This window comes from Paenibacillus sp. 22594 (assembly GCF_052044425.1).
GTDB lineage: Bacteria > Bacillota > Bacilli > Paenibacillales > Paenibacillaceae > Paenibacillus_AQ.
In genome coordinates, this window is record NZ_JBQENA010000013.1 from 100,946 (window position 1) to 119,399 (window position 18,454).

An 18,454-nucleotide genomic window follows, 5' to 3' on the forward strand; every position below is an offset into this window, starting at 1 on the left:
CTGAATTGTCTTCGATCAAACTCGCTTCGAAAGCATAAGCTTAGTTTGTGAGCGTTACCTCACTGAATTGTCTTCGAATTAACTCGCTTCGGAAAGCATTTGACTTATCCCACCCGGGATACTTCCAGGAGGCGGGACAACATCCACTCCTGCAGCTCGCTGCGGCTGCTTTCCATGAAATAGCGTTCCATTTCCGCAGTCTGCCCCAGTCTAACAAATTGCTGTGAAGCAGTAAGACTCTTGGCGGCGGGCTGCGTAACAAAGGTAACGTTCCCCTGAGTACGCTCGATAAAATCAAGCTCCTCGAATACATCGAGCATTTTGGCTAGCATTCGCATCCCCATGGAGGACTGCCTGGTGAGCTTCAGCAGCAGCTCATGCTCGGGTATTGGAGCTGCTGCCAGCGCAGCCAATGATTTATACAGCACTTTGAAGTGGTCTCTTGTCGGCATCTGCAGCCGGTCCCGGCCATCCCGGATCGAATGCAGCAAGGCAATATTATCCGCATTAGGGAAAGCGGCGAGCAGCGCATCCAGCTGCTCCGGTGTTTCCGGCATATCGAGAAGGCAGAGAAGAGATACCTGGGTGTCTTCTGAATCTGCCGGTTCATGCCGAACCGGTGTTATACCAGCGTCCTCATCATATACCCATAGTGACATGCCTTGGAGCGCGCTCATTGGCGACAAGCGGCTGTTCTGGAATACTGCAGCTGTTCTGAGCAGCCCACCACCACAATAGGGCTGCAGGAGCTCTGTAAGCTGTGCAGCTTGCTTCACCGCATCGGCAGCGCCGCGAAGGTCAAAGAGCTGCGGACTGGGCACTGCCAAATCTTGCAGCATGAGCTGTGGTTTCCGTGAGCCGTTCCACTCATTGACCGACAGCTCAGCCAGAATGTCGATCAGTGTTCCGCCCGGGAGCAGTTCAGCAAGCCCTCCTTTGCCAAAAGCAACTACTTCAATAGTATGGCTACCTTGCTGTAAAACAAGCTTCAAATGCTTGCCTTCCTGCCCCATCTTTCGGGTTTCCTTCACCGCAGCACCGCGAACAATGAATTTCGGTACCGGGTTGGCCATTCCAAATGGAGCCAGCCGGTCCAGTTCGAGCGCAGCCTGCAGGGACAAATCTGCAATGACTGTCTCTTCATCTGCTGAAGTCACCGGCAGAAAGTGCTCCGGCTTCAGCACCTTCGCAGCATAATCATTTAGAGCCGCTGCAAAATCCTCAATTTTGTCCTGATGCAGGCTCATCCCGGCCGCAGCCGGATGTCCGCCGAAATGATCCATTAAATCTGCGCAGGAGGTTAAGGCTTCATAGATATCCAGACCGGGAATAGATCGGGCTGAACCCTTGCACATGCCTGTCTCCGGGTGAATATCCAGAATAATCACAGGACGATAATAACGTTCCAGAAGCTTGGAGGCTACTATGCCTACTACCCCTACATTCCACCCCTGATGGGCAAGCACTATAATATCAGGCAGCTTGTCCTTCTGAACCTGGAGCTCCAGCATAGCAGTGGCTTCGGTTACAATTCTCTCGACAACCAGCTGACGTTCTTTGTTCAGCAGGTCAAGCTCTCCTGCAAGCTCCTCTGCCTCATCCGGCTGCTCTGTAGTCAGCAAAGTTACAGCGCGTCCAGCATGGTCCAGCCGTCCACTGGCATTGATCCGCGGAGCCATCCCAAAAGCAATATTCACTGCACTTACTGTATCCATCGTTATTCCGCTAACCCCAAGCAGGGCACGTATTCCAGGGAATGGGGAGTTCCGCATGCTGGAGAGGCCTTTGCGAACTATGCTGCGGTTTTCGTCCAGAAGAGGCATCAAGTCAGCTATTGTTCCAATTGCAGCGATCTCGCTCCACTCCACAGGCACCTCGTCCCCAAGCAGTGCCTGAGCCAGCTTGTAAGCCACTCCCACACCAGCCAATCCTTTGAACGGATAGGGGCAATCAGGCAGCTTAGGATTGATCAGCGCATACGCTTCAGGTAAAAGCTCCGGAGGTTCATGGTGATCCGTAACGATCACATCCATCCCAAGCCCACCGGCGTATGCAATCTGATGATAGGCACTGATACCAGTATCTACCGTGATGATAAGCGATACTCCTTGCTGCTTCGCCCAATCCAACGCATGGTTATGCAATCCATAACCTTCATTTGCGCGGTGTGGAATATAAATATCAAAAGAAGCGCCCAGGTAGCGCAGCAGATAGATCATCAGCGCAGTACTGGACACTCCGTCCGCATCATAGTCGCCATATACAAGGATATGCTCTTCTTCCTGTAGAGCCTTTCTAATCCGGGGAACCGCTTCGGTCATCCCCTTTAGCAGAAAAGGATCATGCCCTTCCTGGTCTCCTCCGTCCATGAACATACGCGCCTTGTCCGGCGTGTTCATTCCTCTCTTTACAAGCAGCGACGACAGGAGTGGAGAAACCGAAAGGTTCCGGGCCAAATCCCGAACTTCTTCAGGATCGGCTGCCGGAGATTGCCATCTTGTTTTTGAATGAAGCAATAGATTTCACCTTTCTCTCCCTTAGCGGCTATTGAAGCAACGTTGGGATTTCATTGTCCACAAGCTCATGGTTGCTTTTGTAAGGATAGCCCGGATCATACGGCACAACATCCATATGAACCTCGCCTACATGCACAAAACGGTGCTGCAGAAGCTTTCTGGCGCATTCCGAAATATCCTGGGCTTCCATAACCGTGATACGCGGATTAACGCTGATTTTGACCTGTAGATTAACATAACTTCCTTGTTCCAATGCTTGTAAATATTCTACCCGGATCACGCCATGCACCCGTTGTACCGTTTCAATGAAGTTGGCTGCTTCTTCGGAAGGCAGCTCCTGAAGTTTCTTACCGTATACAGAAGCAGTGATCAGCGAAAAACCTTTGCGGATGATGAAACAGCCGGTTAACAGTGCTGCAATCGGGTCCATATATAACAATGGATGCCAGTTTAAAGACCCTCCGGCCATCGCCAGGGAAATCCCGACAACTACAGTAATTGAAGTATATAGACTGAAGCGGTGGTTATCTGCATACGCAGCATGGCTGCCATCGCCCTTTTTTTTGAAATGACGGTACTGGTACTGAAAAATGGCCTCTTTCACAACAATAGAGATGAGCACGGCTACAAGTGCTGTTTGTTCTGGTGCCGACAAATGTCCTCTGGTCAGATCACGAATTGCTGAGAAGGCAATTTGAAGCCCGCCCATTAGAATAAATACTGAAAAAAGAATGGCTATAAACGGTCCTTTATTGCTCTCCTGATTGCGCTGAGTTGCTCTATTCTTCTGATCTCGCACTGTCCGCCATGGAAGCGGAAGAATCTCTGCCAGCTTGGCGGCTGCATCCGATCCCGAATATAATGCATCACCAATTAATGCCTTGCTGCCCGAGACATAACCAATGGTCCCTTTGGCTACAGCCAATGCAAGATCACCGGCTATTCCGGTCCAGACAACTCTATCACTTGGTGGTGATTGTTTGTCATACATTACGAGTTCCTCCTTACCACTAGCAAGTAATCTCATGATGACTGCTTGGCCTGACATTCCACTCCAAAGATTTCGAAAAGCCGCGTCGTCTTTGACGCGGCTTTTCAGGTGTAACTGACTTTAGGCCTTGGCCGGATTGCTCTTTACAGCCGGCTTCTGGCGCTTCTTCAGCAGCAGCCAGAGCGGACTTGCGATAAAGATGGATGAATACGCTCCAGAGAGCAAACCGATAACCATCGCAAGGGAGAACATTTTGATTGATTCTCCACCGAGAATAAGCAGGAAGAACGCGGCAATAAACACCGTAAATGCTGTATACAGGGACCGCATAAGGGTCTGGGACACACTTTTGTTGACCAGCAGCTTAAGATCCTCATATGTTTTCTGCTTGCCGAACCGCAGATTCTCGCGGATCCGGTCAAAGATAACAATCGTATCGTTGATCGAATAACCAATAATCGTCAGAACCGCGACAATGAAAGTCAAATCGACCTCCAAACGGAAAATTGAGAAGACGGAAACGACGATAAACGCATCATGGATAAGCGCCACAATCGCAGCCAAGGCAAAACGCCATTCAAAACGGATACTTACATAAATGATAATCCCCAGACACGAGATAAGAACCGAGTAGATAGCATTGCGTGCCAGCTCTTTGGCCATTTCCGTGTCCACCGTATTGACCTCGAAGGAGGCTTTATCATCCAGCTTCGTAACTGCTGCTTTCAGTGCCTCATCTTGAGTACTATCAAGTTCTTTATCATAACGGATGTTTACCCGTTTTTCCCCCACCGTAATGGCAGGCTCATGAGGGAGGCCTAGATCATTCAGAGCAGGCTTAAGCTGTTCCAGTGTGATGTTCTTCGATAATGCCACGTCAACATTGGACCCGGCCTTGAAATCAACACTGTAGTTCAAGCCCATTGTTGCCAGAAAGATCAGACCTGCTACCGTAATGGCAATAGAAAAAATATAGAAAAATCTGCTTAGATGTACAAAATCAAGCTCTTTCTTAAAGCGCACGGATGTCACTCTCCTTTACCCCAAATTGCTTCGGCTTTTTCAGCGCACCAGCTTTGACCAGCACGGTAAGCAGCCAATGGGCAAAATAAAGGTTCGTTACGATACTAAGCACAATTTCCACAATCAGGATCAGTGCAAAACCTTTGACCGCACCGGTACCAAAAGCGAACATTACAGCCGCTACAATAATAGTGGTTACATTCGCGTCCATTACTGTACGGAAAGAGGTTTTGTTCCCTGCTTTGACAGAAGACAATATGCTCTTGCCGCTGCGCATTTCTTCCCTTATCCGTTCATTGGTAATGATATTGGCATCAACCGCCATCCCTATACCGAGAATGAATGCGGCGATACCGGGAAGAGTCAAGGTGAAGTCGGCAATGACGAACACCGCAATCAGCAGCCAGGTATGAAGGATCAGCGCGAAGCTGGCCAGAACTCCCGGCAGGCGGTACATACCGATCATGAAAATTAGAATAATTACGGAACCCACAAGTCCGGCTTTCACCGTCTGGTCAAGAGACTGTTTACCAAGTGTTGCGCCTACGCTTTGGGAATATTTCTCTGTCAGCTTAAGCGGCAAAGCACCGAGGTTGATCGTATCAGCCAGTTCACGGGCCTTTTCCAGCGTATAATTGCCTGAGATCGAAGCATTGCCGTCGGAAATCTCCATATTGACATTGGGATCTGAGAGCATTCTGTCATCAAGATAAATCACAAGCTTCTGACCGATCAGACGTTTGGTAATCTCAGCAAATTTGGATTTATCTTTGACCTTGATGCTGATTTCCGGCCGGTTCAGTTGGTCGCGTTGAACATCTGCCGCACCCTCTACAAAATCACTGCCCACAAGCTCAATCTTGCTGTAGGTTCCTGCAGCATCGCCTGGAGCGGCACTACGGAAAGTAAGAACCGCAGGTTCTTTCATTTTCTTGCGGACTTCAGCCTCGTCGGTAACGCCCGCGATCTTCAGACGGATGCGGTCCGTTCCTTCAGTAGTAACCTCAGGTTCGCTTGTTCCGAGGGCATTGGCCCGTTTTTCCAGGCTCTCTGCTGTCTTTTGGAGTGAAGCACGGGATAATTCCGCACCCGCCTCCATTGGCTCGGCGTGATACAGAATCTCGAAGCCGCCTTTCAGGTCAAGACCCAGACGGACCTTGTCCAGTAGCCCGGGAGTGGTAAATACCATGACCCCTGTCAATACGAGCACGGTAATAATTAAGCTCAACATTCTCTTCATGCTCTTGCTAGTTCCCCTTTCATTACTCAATATTCCTATTATAGCCACGTGCGAAATCACCGTCAATTCAGGCAGGAATGACGGTACTATTATCACACAAAGAAACGGCCGGCTCTGCTCAAGCGGCAAGCCATCCGTTTTTGATAGGAAATGCTGAATTGCTCTTCTCTTACTTTAACGTTTCCAGTACCCGTTTGCAAAAGCAAATCGTTCCTTTTATCCGTTCAAACCGCGATAAGCGGCAATAGTCAGATAGTTCATATAACTATTGGCCTTGAGTGAGTAGATATCATTCACCAGCTTATGCAGGGCAGGTCTGCCTTCCTTGGCATAATTGCGGCTGACGCAATCCCAAATATCCTTGCCCGTCACATATTCATAGCCGAGGAGCCGGAATTCCTCCGCTTTACTGCGGCACATGGCTTCGATTTCATCACTAAGCTGTTCGTAATTCCATTGTTCCGATTCCACGTGTTGACACCTCCAAAGATCGCTCGCTTATGCATGTTCACAAGTATGTATTCGACCATACTTCCTTGTTTCCTTCTTCCGGCTGAAAAGTTGTCACAACTAAAGCTTGTCATGGAAAGGCCCATCAGCCGCATATCAATGTATGAGAGACTACTTTTGGGAAGAAGGAGTGCCCTTTGAGGAAACAGAGCTTTATACAAGGAACCTTGATACTGCTGGCCGCAGGCATTATTAACCGGATGCTCGGTTTTATTCCGCGAATTATTTTACCGCGTGTGATCGGCGCCGAGGGCGTAGGTCTCTATCAGCTCGGTTATCCGTTTTTCATTGTGCTGGTTACCATTATCACCGGGGGGATCCCGCTGGCAATTGCCAAAATGGTCGCTGAAGCCGAAGGGGAAGGACGTCCGGAGGAATCCCGGAGGATTCTGCATACCGGACTCGCCCTTAGTCTGGGACTGGGTATTTTTTTCACACTGCTTGCTCTATTCGGGGCCTCATGGGTTTCGAATGTGATTCTGACGGACAGCCGTGTCTATTACACCTTTGTGAGCATGACACCCATGATCGCCATTGTGGCCGTATCTGCAATCTACAGAGGTTATTTTCAGGGTAGACAGAACATGATCCCCTCTGCGTTATCTTCGGTGCTTGAATCAGTGATCCGGATTGTATTTATGCTGTGGTTCTCCTGGCTTCTGCTCCCGAGAGGTATCGCTTATGCGGCAGCTGGAGCCATGCTGGGTGTGACTGTAGGAGAAATCGTCGGTATGCTGGCGCTACTGTGGCAATATTATTTTATCGTAAAAAAGGACAAGAACGCAGGTTTATCCCCCGATGCAAACACAGCTGTTACTCAGGATCTTTCCATTTTCAAAAGGTTGATCCGAATTTCAGTTCCTGTCACTGCGGGACGGCTTGTGGGTTCATTCTCCTATTTGCTGGAGTCCATTATTACCGCCCGCAGCCTCGCGCTCGCCGGAATCGCCACCGCTGCTGCCACCGCTCAATACGGCTCCCTCCAAGGGATGGTTATCCCCTTGCTGCTGCTGCCTGGGGTGCTCAGCTCTTCACTGGCCGTGTCTCTCGTCCCTTCCTTATCAGAGGCTGCGGCCCGGCATGACCTGCCCACGATTCACAAACGGATGCATCAGGCTCTACGCCTGGCCATGGTGACCGGAGCGCCATTTGCCGCAATAATGTACATTTTTGCTGTTCCGCTATGTACATTGATGTACGGCAACGCCGATACGGCCCCAATGCTGCGGATGATGGCTCCTTTCGCCTTGTTTTTATATGTCCAAGCACCACTTCAAGCGGCCCTTCAAGCGATGGAACGCCCGGGCAGGGCATTGGTCAATACCCTGATCGGAGCGGTGATCAAAATTTTGCTGATTCTCGGACTGGCCTCACAGCCGGAGTATGGGATTTATGGAGCGATTATCGCCATTATTGTCAATAGTATTCTGGTGACTCTTCTGCACGGGATCAGCGTGGTCAAGCTGATATCGTTATCGCTGAGGCTGGCTGATCCGCTCAAAACATTTGCCGCAATGATCATTATGGCAGCAGGCATGTCTTATATTTATACCTCTGTGCCAATCGCGTCCGCAGAGTGGATCCAATTCTTGTTAGCCGCAGGCTGCGGAATGGCCCTCTACTTAGGAATCTGTCTGTTATCCGGCTTAATCTCCGTACATGATCTGGACCGGGTGCCTTTTATTAAAAGATGGCGCTGAACCTTCAATTATGCAAACGGTCTACATATATGTTGCCTTTATGGTCGATGGAGCATAGGAACACATCCCGAAAATCGGAGACGCCCTTTTGACGGATCTGAGTTCTCAGCCAGAAACGTGTCTTGCCGATCATCTCCAAATTCTGGTCCTGGACCTTACCGTCCATAATGAGCGGAATCGGCAGGCCTTCATACCTGATTTTATGACTTGGCAGCTTCACACGATCTGATGTATTCCCTTCAGAATTCCCATTACACTGCCCCGTTTCTGCCGCGGAACTACTATTACCACTTTGATTACTGGATGATACACCCTTATTTTTTTCGATTACAGTGAGCTGGCCGCTCGTTTCCAAAATGGCAAATTCTACATCTGCCGGACTATCGATATTCTGGCCCCTCAACTGAAGCATCAGATCGTCAATGTTATACCGCTGCTTACGCATCTCACCACGGTGCAGCTTGCCGTCCGAAATCAAAATGCTTGGCTTACCGTCGATCAGCAGCCGAAGCTTTCTGCTTTTTAAGCTGAGCTGCGCGACCAGAATCTGAATCAGCACCAGCGTTGCCATCGGCACCAGACCATCATAAATCGGCCGTTCTATATCTTCAATGGAGAAAACAGCGATCTCGGCAATCATGATGGAGATCGTCAAATCAAATACCGAGAGCTTGCCGATTTCCCGTTTACCCATAATCCGCATACACAGGAAAATGAAGATATACATCAGCACAGTCAGAAAAATATGGGCAGAAATATGCTGGAACATATTCTCTTCGCTCCCCTTCCATTGTCACCCCCGCCTGATGAGAGGGCAGATTAATGTACCCCTATTCTGACCCCTCAGCCAAGTGAACATTCGGAAGACGGTTTATTAATTAATGGTAAAAAAGGCTTCATGACCATTCTTGTACTATTGGGGCAAGCCTCCCCATACAATAGTTAGTAACAAATCTCTTGCGCATTGTATTGCTCAAAAAATTAGCATATGCTTCCGAAGCAGTTTTTTTCGCAGCTGAGTCGGGGTGTCTTGCTCAAAAAACAATTAGGAGGTTGTACCATGTATTTCATCCGGCGACTGTTCTCGTGGAGAATATCGAGTCCTGTATTATCCGGTTTATGCCGCTCGTTCCTGTGGATGCTGCTGGGCGCGATTGTCCTCTCCCTATTTTTGTGGGGAAGCGGACTGGAAGAACAGGATCTTACCATGTACACCTATATTGTCCACGGCATTGCTGCCGCCTGTGGTGGATTGACTGCAGGACGGAGATCATCGAGCAGGGGCTGGTACCATGGTGGAATTACGGGTGCATTCTACGGAATCCTTATATTATTGATTGGTTTTTTGGCACTGGATAGCGCACCTGCCGGCATAGACTGCCTATGGATACTGGGTGCTGCAGGCATCGCAGCCTTCGGCGGAATGTTTGGGGTTAATTTACATAAATCCTAAATAATTCAATTTCATAAAAAATCGAATCCTACTCCTTAAAATATGGTAAACTGAATTTATATGACTTCATGCGGGATCAAGGAGGCTTCGATTGTTTTGCTTTACCAATCCATGAATTATGTAGTGCTGTACACGGTTGTCATTGTTGCTGTATTGATGTGGCTTGGTGCCCTTCGCAATCCTCTGCTGGCTTTTGTTGAGATCGGAAGAGAACTTCTGAGCTCTTATAAATTCCTACTGCTGGTTGCAGGTATGTTCGGTGTCCTGGCTCTGAATAAATACGAACTCCAGATTGAGAGAATGCTCCATCTCACTTCTGATTACACCTCATTCGTTTTTGGGCTTGAAGGCCATTTTGTTAGGGATTTGCAGAATCTGTTCTTTACTCCTTGGCTGACGCCGATTATTGTTTTTTTCTATATCTTCATGCTTCAATCCGTGCTGGCCGCTTCACTTGGCGTCTATCTGCTGGATAAGAACCGGGTAATGCTCTATGCGACCTGCTATACGATTATTCTTAATTATGCAATTGCCATTCCGTTCTATCTCTACTTCCCGGTGAACGAGGTTTGGTCCTACGTTCCGGCGGGTGTCCGCTTTACCATGCTGGATGTTTTTCCGAAGTTTGAGCAGGAATACAGACCTCTCTCAGGGCTGAACAACTGTTTTCCAAGCTTGCACACAGCAATTTCTGTATCAACAGCACTGCTCGCCTTCCGTTCCGGCAATCGCCGCTGGATGGCAATTACCACCGTGTCTGCGGTCATCATTGTGTTCGGTATATTCTATCTGGGTATTCACTGGCTGACCGACATGCTTGGCGGCACACTACTGGCCGTAGTATCGACTACACTTGCCGTCCAGCTCGCCAAGTTGACCCTGCGCAGCGAAGATGGCAAACTTGCTGTCCGCAGCCGCGCAACTGAAATCCGCTAATTAACCTGGTCTCACTTAATAAAAAAGCGGCGTCACTCTATAATAAGAGGACGCCGCTTTTATGTACCTTTTACATTAATAAACTACTCTTTGTCTTCTACTTCGACTACAGAGTGGCTGATGGAGCCCCGGTCAAAGGTCAGCTTGGTTACATCATTTACCCGCAAGACCACGATATCATCGGAAATTTCCATGATCGTGCCGTGAAGACCACCAATAGTTACTACCTTATCGCCTTTTTTCAAAGATTTCAACATTCCGTTGCGCGCTTTGGTCTTCTTCTGCTGTGGACGAATCAGCAAGAAATAGAATACCACAAACATCAGCACGAATGGGCCTACGAGACCCAGAATGCTTCCGCCCCCTGAAGCTGCTGCAAAATGAAATTGCTGTACCATAATTCTCCCCCCTTTCAAAAAACAATAAAGCACAATCCAGTTGTACTAGAAGCCTTTGAGATTATCATATAATCCGTATTGTGCAAAAAACTCATCGCGAAAATCAAGCAGCCGATCTTCCCTGATGGCTTCACGCACTTTACGCATCAATTCCAGCAGGAAGTGCAAATTATGGTATGTCGTTAACCGTAAGCCGAAAGTTTCGTCGGCTTTGATCAGATGGCGCAAATAAGCACGGGAATAATTCCGGCAGGTATAGCAGTCACATTCCGGATCAAGTGGCCCGAAATCGCGTGCATACTGCGCGTTGCGCACTACGAGTCTACCCTGACTGGTCATCGTTGTTCCATTACGGGCTATACGCGTAGGCAGAACACAGTCGAACATGTCTACTCCGCGGATTGATCCTTCCAACAGTGCATCCGGTGACCCCACGCCCATTAAATAACGCGGTTTTCCTTGCGGCAGCAGTGGAACCGTATAATCCAGCACTTCATACATAAGCTGCTTGGACTCTCCGACGCTGAGTCCTCCAATAGCATACCCCGGGAAATCCATGGAAGTCAAATCAGCTGCACTCTGGCGCCGTAAATCCTCATGCATGCCCCCTTGAACGATGGCGAACAGCCCTTGGTCCTCAGGACGGGCATGGCTTTTCAGGCATCTTTCAGCCCAGCGCGAGGTGCGTTCAAGTGACTTTTTAACGTAATCATACTCTGCCGGATACGGCGGGCATTCATCAAAAGCCATCATAATATCGGAACCCAAGGCGTTCTGGATCTCCATTGCCACTTCCGGTGAAAGAAACTTCTTGTCCCCGTTCAAGTGGGAACGGAAATGCACGCCTTCTTCGGTGATTTTACGCATATCACTAAGTGAGAAAACTTGAAAGCCGCCGCTGTCCGTCAGGATCGGCCGGTCCCAGTTCATGAATTTGTGCAGACCGCCGGCTTCGCGGATAATATCATGCCCTGGCCGGAGGAACAGATGGTAAGTGTTGCTCAGAATAATATGAGCATCCATTTGCTTGAGCTCTTCAGGACTCATTGTTTTGACGGTAGCGAGCGTGCCGACAGGCATAAATGCAGGTGTCTCAATTACACCGTGAGGGGTATGCACCCGGCCAAGCCGCGCTCCCGATTGTTTGCAGGTCTTGATGTGTTCATAAGTGATTGCTGCCATATGTTTAACCCTTCCTCTTGCTTAATAAATAAACATTGCGTCGCCAAAGCTGAAAAATCGGTACTGCTGCTCAATCGCAGCCTCATAGGCGGCAAGGATATTCTCCCGGCCGGCCAGAGCGCTGACCAGCATTACCAATGTAGACTTTGGCAGGTGGAAATTGGTAATCAATGCGTTTACGACGGTAAATTTATATCCGGGATAGATAAAAATGTCCGTCCAGCCGCTGCATTCTTCAATTGGACCGCCTTGGGACTGTCTGCCCACCGTTTCCAGTGTCCGGCAAGACGTTGTACCAACAGCTATGATTCGTCCGCCCCTAGCTTTGGAAGCATTAAGCACATCTGCTGTCTCCTTAGACAATACAAAGTGCTCAGCATGCATTACATGCTCTTCCACCTTCTCAACAGACATGGGCCGGAAGGTTCCAAGTCCGACATGAAGCGTAATATACGCAATCGTGACGCCTTTAGCCTTGATTTGCTCCAGCAGCTCCCGGGTGAAATGCAAACCGGCAGTCGGTGCGGCCGCTGAACCTTCATGCTTGGCATACACGGTCTGGTAACGCTCGCGGTCATCCAGTGTCTCCTTGATATACGGCGGAAGCGGCATGCTTCCCAGCCTGTCCAGAATCTCCTGAAATATCCCCGTATAGATGAAACGGAGTGTCCGTCCCCCCATGTCAGCCTCATCCTCAATAACTGCACGAAGCTCCTCACTGAAAATAATGACAGCTCCGGTCTTCAGCTTCTTACCAGGCTTCACCAGCGCTTCCCAGCGGTCCTCACCCAGATTCTTCAGCAGCAGAACCTCCGCTTTCGCACCAGTGTCTTCCTTTATTCCGAAGAGACGGGCGGGAATTACACGTGTATCGTTCAGAACCAGTGTGTCTCCTGGCTGAAATTGCTCCAGTATATCCGTAAAATGCCGATGCCCCAGTTGTCCATCTTCCTTGTTCACAAGCAGCAGCCGCGATGCGCTGCGGTCAGACAACGGAGTCTGGGCTATGAGTTCTTCCGGCAAATGAAAATCATAATCGTCTACATTCATGGTCAGTCTTCATTCCTTAACTATAGTAACGTTATTAAAATAGTGTTGCAATATTTTCGTATAATCATACCCCTTGTCAGCCATGCCCTTTATCCCCCACTGGGACATTCCAAGTCCATGGCCATTTCCCCAGCCGATGAAATAAAAGCCGGGACTATTCGTGACTGCTCTGGACGATGTATCTGCACCCATGACAACCGTACCACTGCCGTTCACCGTCACTTTGCCGGATGCGGACAGTACGCCTACGCTCTGGGAGCTGTTAACAGTTCCCTTAGAGCCGTCAGCGCCTAATACAGTATAACTGCCGGCAGGTACAATATCAAACAAAGTACTAGGCAATCCGCCCAGCGCTGAACGGAACAGATCAGGGTATTTCACCTGCAAAATCTCGCCGTTGGCTTTTACCTGTGTTACTCTTCCAGACGGCCCGCGCTGCGAAATCTCCAGACTGAAGATAGAAGACGGCAATGAATTACTCACCTTACCTGAAAGGCTTTTGAGCAGATCCGCTGAGGTGTAAGGTCCTTTAACCCAGCTGTAGCTTCCGTTCTCATAGAACTGGTCCAGAACTACAGCATTCTCGCCGGGATTCAGCTTGCCCAGCGGACTTGCACTGCTCTCAATGACAGGCAATGGACGGATATTCACATCTTTGGTGCTCGCTGTGGCCATGTCCAGGCCAGCCGCCGTTTTACTGCCAGTCAATTTGATATTGTCCTCACGCGCATACCCCGAGACCCCGCTATCAAGCAGCAGGTAATACCACTTCTTCGATGCTGCGACAGCTGCAGAATCCTCTGCGCTGGCTACACTGACGAAAGTAGTGCCGCCATTGCCCCAGACCTCCGACGGATCAGCTGTCACACCGCCGCTGTTGGAGGAGAATACGGCTTCAACTATTTTCCCTCCGCTCATCAACACTTCGCCGGCAGTAGCGTCTACTGCCCTGGTAATCACCGGCGCCTCAGCACCTATACCGTTGTATACCTGGCTGAGTGTGGTATCCACCACACTGGCGACGTCAAAGCGGTTGCCCTGCGCCAGTGCGTAACTTCGAGCAGCTACAGCCTGAGCCTTGAGCGCTTCATCCGGCCAGCCGGAAGAAACTTCTCCGCCGACAACCGCATACAAATACTGCTCAAGCGGAACTTCGTTGATTACCGCGAGGGATCCAGCGAGGCTGCTGAGCTCCAGGTTGCCTCGGTAAATACGTTTGGAACGCTCAGCCAGTTGAATGCCCGCAGAATTGCCGGAGGCTACGAACTTGGCTCCGGTGCCGGACACCTGATAGTGGAACGCCTGGCTCTCAATGCCCCAGTCCAGTCCCGCATCCGTACGGATCATCACTCCCGGCTTGGCAGTCGCCCCATCGGATATGCCAAGCTGCGGAAGCACAGAGGTTACTGCTGCTCGCAGAGCAGCAAGATCGCTGTCGCTTGCCGCTTCGCCCACCCACACTTCTACTTGTCCGCTGCCGTCTGTTCCGCTCACCAGAGTCTTCCAGGCGTCGAATCCGGCAGCTGTGATCGTGTTCATGACAGCATCCGCTTCCTGCTGGGAAGCAAAGGTTCCGGCAGACAAATGTTTACTTCCCGTCAAAGCCGGAACCTGACCCTGAGGTAGGTTTAGGCCTGCTTTGCCTACCCGGTTCAAGCCTTCCTTAGCCGCATTTTCACTGGTATAGGGGCCTGTATACAACTGATAGACCGTTGCCCCATTCCGCGAAGCTACGAAGAGCATCGGTTTATCGGAGGTCGATTGAAGCTGCTTGGCAGCTTCTGCGGCTGCCTGCCATGTTGGGCTGTCCATTACCTTGACCTTATACCCGTCGAGACTGATCCGGATTTTGTTATTGGCCGGAATGGGCAGCAGCTGGGCACTGCCTGACATCAGGCTGAAGCCCATTGTCGAACTCAGCGTCACATAAGGGACGGTAGATTTATATTTGCTGCCAATATCGGCATACAGCGCAACCCGGATGGTTGCGTTTGGATCGGCATGGCTATCAGCTGCTGGAAGAAGAAGGCCGCCTGCAATCAGAGCACCTGCAAGTAAGGCCACTCCTGTCTTTTTCCACCTGGCAAGATTCATCTTGATGCCTCCTAAAAATAGAGATCATAGCAAAACAAGGATTATTACGGCTGTGGAGGAATGGGGAGGCCCAAATGCTGATAAGCGGCAGGAGTCACGACTCTCCCCCGCGGCGTCCGCTGTAGAAAGCCAATCTGCAGCAGATAAGGCTCATACACATCCTCGATAGTCTGACTCTCTTCTCCGATCGTAGCAGCAATGGTATCCAGACCTACAGGTCCGCCCCGAAAGGAACTGATCATGGAATAAAGCATCTTGTGATCGATGCTATCCAGCCCGCGCGGGTCTACCTGGAGCATCTTCAGCGATTCTGCGGCAATCTCCGGTGTGATAATTCCGTCACCGCGCACCTGTGCGAAGTCGCGGACCCGCTTCAGCAGGCGGTTGGCGATCCGGGGAGTTCCCCGGGCTCGCAAGGCGATCTCCTCGGCAGCATCGCCGAGAATCTCGATGCCTAGCAGCTCTGCATTGCGGGAAACAATGAAACTCAGCTCCTCAATGTTATAATACTCCAGCCGGCTGACGACCCCGAAGCGGTCACGCAGCGGTGCAGACAGCAGCCCGGCACGGGTTGTAGCGCCGATTAACGTAAAGGGCGGCAGATCCAGACGCACCGAGCGGGCGCTTGGCCCCTTGCCGATCATAATATCCAGCGCGAAGTCCTCCATCGCCGGATACATGACCTCCTCGACTGTACGGTGAAGCCGGTGAATCTCGTCAATGAACAGCACATCGCCCTGCTGCAGATTGGTCAGCAACGCGGCCAGATCTCCAGGCCGTTCAATGGCTGGACCGGACGTTGTCCGCAGATTGACGCCAAGCTCGTTGGCGATAATATTCGCGAGTGTGGTTTTGCCCAGCCCTGGCGGGCCATAGAGCAGCACATGGTCAAGCGCCTCACTTCGCATTTTGGCGGCTTCTATATATATTTTAAGATTCTCTTTTACCTGGTTCTGTCCGATATATTCCCCCAGATAACGTGGGCGCAGACTTAACTCCACCGCCTGCTCGTCCATCATCAGGTTAGCAGATATAATCCGGTCATCCATTTATCCATCACTCCGTTCTGTCAAGCAGCCTATTTGGCTATAAACAGCAGCCCCAGTGCCTTCTTCATCAGCACATCTACAGGTCCTGTATCTGCACCTTCTTTCTTCATAGTAAGCCATACCCGGTCCAGCTCGGCTTCGGTATAACCGAGGGCCTTCAGCCCGTCCCGTGCCTCCTCCCAAGGCAGTGCTTCTGCTGCAGCCTGTGCTTCAGCCGCTACGGCGAACAGTCCGGTCTGCATTGCTACTCCGCTCAGGCCGTCCAGCTTGTCACGCAGATCCAGAATCATCCGCTGGGCCGTCTTCTTGCCGATCCCCGGAAGCTTGGTCAGAAAGGTAATATTCTCCTGATAAATCGCTGAGATCAGCTGATCAGGCGTCCCTCCGGTCAGAATACCCAGGGCTACACGCGGGCCGATGCCGGATACTTCTATCAGTTTACGGAACAGCTTCTGTTCTTCCCTTGTAGGGAACCCGAACAATAGGGTCGCGTCCTCACGCGTCTGGTAATGAATGTAGACAGTCACCGGACCCTCCACCTTGGCAAACGCATATGGATTCGGGCAGAACACCCGGTACCCTACCCCCTGAACGTCCAGGACTACATAGTCCGACTCCAAATGTACAACCGGTCCTCTTAAGTAATCTATCATTTTCGCAATACCTCATTTAATTTGGAATTAAGACTGACGGAATGGGCGTGGCATACCGCCACCGCCAGTGCATCCGCCACATCATCGGGCTTCGGGACAGCCGACAGCTTCAGCAGCAGCTTCACCATCTCCTGTACCTGCTTCTTCTCCGCTTTGCCATAACCAACCACGGCCTGCTTTACCATCATCGGTGTATACTCCGCGATGGAAAGTCCAGCTTGAACAGCTGCCAGAATCACTACACCTCTTGCCTGTGCTACCGGCAGGGCAGTGGTTACATTACGGCTGAAGAAAAGCTTTTCCACTGCAACCGCATCAGGCTTATATTTATCAATCAGCTGCACCATGCCTTCATAGACATGCAACAGACGTTCTGCCTCCGGCGTGTGCGCCTCGGTCTGGATGCATCCATACTGAACCGGAGTTAATTTATTTCCTACCTTATCTACAAAGCCGAAGCCGACAATCGCCAGCCCCGGGTCAATTCCCAGGATGCGCAAATCCAATCTCTCCTCTTAAGCAGGCAAGACATTCCTACTTTTCATCCATCTCTACGCTGTGAAGCGAACATATGTATTCCTTCTAACCATTATAGCAAAAAACCTTCTTCCCGGAGCATAAAAGTTTACCATCCCCCGAGAAAAGGAACTTTGGTCCCAGCGTACCGTCACAACACAAAATCGCCCCACAAAGTGGAGCGTTGACTTGGAAGTTATTCAGATACTTTGCGGGGACCCCGAGAACATAATAAAATTTTCAGCTAACGAAAAAAGCCACCCCGGCTGTAACAGCAGCTGGAGAGGCGACCTTCGTTTCATCTATGTTATTCTTCGCTTTGCATAACCTGTTCCGATGAATCCCGCGCATAATCGCTGAAGGTGGACAGGACGCTATTGTATTCTTCAGCATCCTGCACACGGATGCCTTCATGCAGCTGATTCAGAATATCTTCCGGCAGCGAAGATTTCATCGAGCCCATATCCATTTGAAAAAAGGTCTTCAGCACCTTCTCATCCGCTGGCGGACCTTTGAAGAGAGTCAGATTCCCATGCTCATCCACTCCGATAAACGCATCTTTCTTGATTTGCGGAGACAAATCATTGATACTGTGCTCCAACCACAGATCGCCATCCTCACTAATCCAGCCGTTCCAGTCCGGTCGTGCAGCGATGACCCCTTTGAGCTGCGCGATCGATTCCTTCCCCGGAAGGGTCAATATCTCCTCACCAGAAATGTACGTTGTTTTAAAGTGAACCGTTCGGGCAATCGGCTCCGTACTTATTGCCTTCAGCAGCTGTTTATGATCCATTACAACTGCCCCTTCACGTCCATTCTCTTCAGCATGGCTGTGCACAGCCGCAGTGACAGGCACACTTCCACCAGGATTACCGGTTTGTGCCTCATGACTTAGCTCGCTAAGGTTGCCCGGTACTGCCCATTCCGAATCACGCAGCAGACTGCTGAGCTCCTCCGGGACCTGCATACCGCGCCAGGCCAGCACTGTCAAGACGATACAGGCCGCACCTACCCAGGGAGCCTTTTTCCAACGTCTCCAACGCCGCCACAGTTGTTTCTTTAAGCGAAAAGCATTCACGTTGATCCCTTCATTCTGCTTTTTCCCTATTGTGACCTGTAAAGGGAACATTTATGCGCAGAAGT

At 50.4% G+C, this 18,454-nt stretch carries 17 protein-coding genes; 3 read left to right on the forward strand and 14 right to left on the reverse strand.

Annotation, left to right across the window (positions count from 1 at the left end; translation table 11 throughout):
• Positions 1–104 precede the first annotated feature (104 nt).
• From recJ to ACTJKB_RS28025, 5 genes are all read right to left on the reverse strand, one after another.
• A complete protein-coding gene (gene recJ / locus ACTJKB_RS28005; RefSeq protein WP_440837591.1) occupies positions 105–2,516 on the reverse strand; it encodes a single-stranded-DNA-specific exonuclease RecJ in 2,412 nt (803 codons plus the stop codon).
• 28 nt (positions 2,517–2,544) lie between these two features.
• Entirely contained in the window at positions 2,545–3,507 is a 963-nt protein-coding gene (locus ACTJKB_RS28010; protein WP_440837592.1) for a cation diffusion facilitator family transporter, read from the reverse strand.
• A 120-nt stretch (positions 3,508–3,627) separates the two neighbouring features.
• Positions 3,628–4,530, reverse strand: coding sequence for a protein translocase subunit SecF (gene secF / locus ACTJKB_RS28015; RefSeq protein ID WP_440837593.1), 903 nt, complete (start codon positions 4,528–4,530; stop codon positions 3,628–3,630).
• The gene (secD, locus tag ACTJKB_RS28020; protein ID WP_440837594.1) at positions 4,520–5,770 is read right to left on the reverse strand and encodes a protein translocase subunit SecD; all 1,251 of its coding nucleotides are present in this window, start codon (positions 5,768–5,770) and stop codon (positions 4,520–4,522) included. The genes secF and secD overlap by 11 nt, the downstream gene beginning before the upstream one ends.
• Before the next feature lie 216 nt (positions 5,771–5,986).
• Positions 5,987–6,241 (reverse strand): post-transcriptional regulator, encoded by a 255-nt coding sequence (locus tag ACTJKB_RS28025; protein ID WP_074112182.1) that lies wholly within the window; start codon positions 6,239–6,241, stop codon positions 5,987–5,989.
• A 176-nt stretch (positions 6,242–6,417) separates the two neighbouring features.
• On the opposite strand from ACTJKB_RS28025, the gene spoVB reads away from it, so the two are divergent.
• The gene (spoVB, locus tag ACTJKB_RS28030; RefSeq protein WP_440837595.1) at positions 6,418–7,980 is read left to right on the forward strand and encodes a stage V sporulation protein B; all 1,563 of its coding nucleotides are present in this window, start codon (positions 6,418–6,420) and stop codon (positions 7,978–7,980) included.
• A 4-nt stretch (positions 7,981–7,984) separates the two neighbouring features.
• Here spoVB and ACTJKB_RS28035 read toward each other — a convergent pair whose 3' ends face one another.
• Positions 7,985–8,749 carry a YetF domain-containing protein gene (locus tag ACTJKB_RS28035; protein WP_440837596.1) on the reverse strand — a complete coding sequence of 255 codons (765 nt, stop codon included), beginning with the start codon at positions 8,747–8,749 and terminating at the stop codon, positions 7,985–7,987.
• Between the two features lie 291 nt (positions 8,750–9,040).
• Here ACTJKB_RS28035 and ACTJKB_RS28040 point away from each other — a divergent pair, with 291 nt between their 5' ends.
• Entirely contained in the window at positions 9,041–9,433 is a 393-nt protein-coding gene (locus ACTJKB_RS28040; protein WP_440837597.1) for a TIGR04086 family membrane protein, read from the forward strand.
• 96 nt (positions 9,434–9,529) lie between these two features.
• Complete coding sequence (locus ACTJKB_RS28045; RefSeq protein ID WP_440837598.1) at positions 9,530–10,369, forward strand: phosphatase PAP2 family protein; 840 nt, start codon at positions 9,530–9,532, stop codon at positions 10,367–10,369.
• Between the two features lie 83 nt (positions 10,370–10,452).
• Here the strand turns inward: ACTJKB_RS28045 and yajC are convergent, their stop codons facing one another.
• The 8 genes from yajC to ACTJKB_RS28085 all read right to left on the reverse strand — a co-directional run bounded on the left by yajC (position 10,453) and on the right by ACTJKB_RS28085 (position 18,389).
• Positions 10,453–10,767 (reverse strand): preprotein translocase subunit YajC, encoded by a 315-nt coding sequence (gene yajC, locus ACTJKB_RS28050; RefSeq protein ID WP_074112186.1) that lies wholly within the window; start codon positions 10,765–10,767, stop codon positions 10,453–10,455.
• A 45-nt stretch (positions 10,768–10,812) separates the two neighbouring features.
• Positions 10,813–11,949, reverse strand: a complete 1,137-nt coding sequence (tgt, locus tag ACTJKB_RS28055; RefSeq protein ID WP_074086254.1) for a tRNA guanosine(34) transglycosylase Tgt — start codon at positions 11,947–11,949, stop codon at positions 10,813–10,815.
• A gap of 21 nt (positions 11,950–11,970) precedes the next feature.
• Positions 11,971–12,999: a tRNA preQ1(34) S-adenosylmethionine ribosyltransferase-isomerase QueA gene (queA, locus tag ACTJKB_RS28060; RefSeq protein ID WP_440837599.1), complete on the reverse strand. Its 1,029-nt coding sequence runs from the start codon at positions 12,997–12,999 to the stop codon at positions 11,971–11,973.
• Between the two features lie 9 nt (positions 13,000–13,008).
• Positions 13,009–15,093 (reverse strand): SpoIID/LytB domain-containing protein, encoded by a 2,085-nt coding sequence (locus ACTJKB_RS28065; protein ID WP_440837600.1) that lies wholly within the window; start codon positions 15,091–15,093, stop codon positions 13,009–13,011.
• A 44-nt stretch (positions 15,094–15,137) separates the two neighbouring features.
• Positions 15,138–16,142: a Holliday junction branch migration DNA helicase RuvB gene (gene ruvB, locus ACTJKB_RS28070; protein WP_440837601.1), complete on the reverse strand. Its 1,005-nt coding sequence runs from the start codon at positions 16,140–16,142 to the stop codon at positions 15,138–15,140.
• Positions 16,143–16,171: 29 nt separating this feature from the next.
• Positions 16,172–16,795, reverse strand: coding sequence for a Holliday junction branch migration protein RuvA (ruvA, locus tag ACTJKB_RS28075; protein WP_440837602.1), 624 nt, complete (start codon positions 16,793–16,795; stop codon positions 16,172–16,174).
• On the reverse strand, positions 16,792–17,295 hold the full coding sequence (gene ruvC / locus ACTJKB_RS28080; protein ID WP_074086249.1) for a crossover junction endodeoxyribonuclease RuvC: 504 nt from the start codon (positions 17,293–17,295) through the stop codon (positions 16,792–16,794). Before ruvC ends, ruvA begins: the two co-directional genes overlap by 4 nt.
• A 323-nt stretch (positions 17,296–17,618) precedes the next feature.
• On the reverse strand, positions 17,619–18,389 hold the full coding sequence (locus ACTJKB_RS28085; protein WP_440837603.1) for a BofC C-terminal domain-containing protein: 771 nt from the start codon (positions 18,387–18,389) through the stop codon (positions 17,619–17,621).
• Positions 18,390–18,454: the final 65 nt, after the last annotated feature.

Excerpts from the sequence above, each read along its gene's own strand:
- ACTJKB_RS28010 (WP_440837592.1), bottom strand. The coding sequence starts at position 3,507 with ATGTATGACAAACAATCACCACCAAGTGATAGAGTTGTCTGGACCGGA.
- secD (WP_440837594.1), bottom strand. The coding sequence starts at position 5,770 with ATGAAGAGAATGTTGAGCTTAATTATTACCGTGCTCGTATTGACAGGG.
- ACTJKB_RS28035 (WP_440837596.1), bottom strand. The coding sequence starts at position 8,749 with ATGTTCCAGCATATTTCTGCCCATATTTTTCTGACTGTGCTGATGTAT.
- ACTJKB_RS28040 (WP_440837597.1), top strand. The coding sequence starts at position 9,041 with ATGTATTTCATCCGGCGACTGTTCTCGTGGAGAATATCGAGTCCTGTA.
- yajC (WP_074112186.1), bottom strand. The coding sequence starts at position 10,767 with ATGGTACAGCAATTTCATTTTGCAGCAGCTTCAGGGGGCGGAAGCATT.
- tgt (WP_074086254.1), bottom strand. The coding sequence starts at position 11,949 with ATGGCAGCAATCACTTATGAACACATCAAGACCTGCAAACAATCGGGA.
- queA (WP_440837599.1), bottom strand. The coding sequence starts at position 12,999 with ATGAATGTAGACGATTATGATTTTCATTTGCCGGAAGAACTCATAGCC.
- ACTJKB_RS28065 (WP_440837600.1), bottom strand. The coding sequence starts at position 15,093 with ATGAATCTTGCCAGGTGGAAAAAGACAGGAGTGGCCTTACTTGCAGGT.
- ruvB (WP_440837601.1), bottom strand. The coding sequence starts at position 16,142 with ATGGATGACCGGATTATATCTGCTAACCTGATGATGGACGAGCAGGCG.
- ruvA (WP_440837602.1), bottom strand. The coding sequence starts at position 16,795 with ATGATAGATTACTTAAGAGGACCGGTTGTACATTTGGAGTCGGACTAT.